The 833-nt window shown below is 67.2% G+C and carries 1 protein-coding gene; it reads left to right on the top strand.

Translation table 11 applies throughout. The annotated features are described in order from the left end of the window. The first annotated feature begins 329 nt into the window (after positions 1 to 329). Entirely contained in the window at positions 330 to 680 is a 351-nt protein-coding gene (locus JMF90_RS38895; RefSeq protein WP_011548417.1) for a hypothetical protein, read from the top strand. The last annotated feature ends 153 nt before the right edge of the window (positions 681 to 833 follow it).

The following is an 833-nucleotide window of genomic DNA, read 5'->3' as shown; positions in this document are numbered from 1 at the left end:
TGCAATTCCTTGGAAAGCGTGCGGAAGATGCGCGGGGCGGACGGAAAGCGGGAAGCCGTGCGCAAGCGAAGCGGCGGCCGGCATCGGTGAGGGCGATCGCGGCCGTCGGGATGGCTCACAGTGTATCGACGGATCGCCGGCTGTCGACCTGTCATGGTTGACGGGGGCGCTGGCGACGGCCGAGCGGCCGTATTACATTGTCCATACGAGCCGGGGCCCGACCGGCATGCCGTTTTTTGCACGGCCGCCCCGTTTTTTTGCACGGCGTTTATACCGCCTCTTCTAAGCTGGGGACGTGTCGAACAGCCGAGACGGCTTGCGTCCGCGCCATGACCTTTATTCGTCCCTTTCCCGCGTTCGATGTCGCCGGCCGGCGGTTGCGTGCCGGCGCACCCGGCAACGTCACGCCGTTCCCGGCGCCGCGCCCGCGCCTGCAATTGCCTGTCACACTGACGGCCGACTCCGCCGCGGCGGCGCACGCCCGGCTTGCCGCGCTGCTGCATTCCCCGCTCGGTGTGTATGTCGTCAGCGCGCGCGCCGTGCGCAACGTGATCCACGTGCATTTCGACATCGCCCCGGAGGATCTGGATTTCACGCTGCACACGCTGATCGCGCAGCAAGTCGACGCGGTGATCGGGCCGATCGCGCGCCAATTGTGCGTTCCGGCTGGCGTGCGCTGAGCCGGGAACGGCGATTGCTTGGCTAATCCGCCGCCGATTCGCCGGCCGCCGTGCTGTCCGCCGGCCGCCGATGGTGGACGTTTGTGCGCTGCGTCGAACGCGGCGCTACCCCTGAACAGGGAGGGCCTATGTACCTTACGGAAGAAGTGCGTA

It is taken from the genome of Burkholderia sp. E168m23 (assembly GCF_016586125.1).
GTDB lineage: Bacteria > Pseudomonadota > Gammaproteobacteria > Burkholderiales > Burkholderiaceae > Burkholderia > Burkholderia orbicola.
The sequence above is the reverse complement of the archived record's forward strand: the minus strand, read 5'-3'. Positions and strand labels throughout refer to the sequence as shown.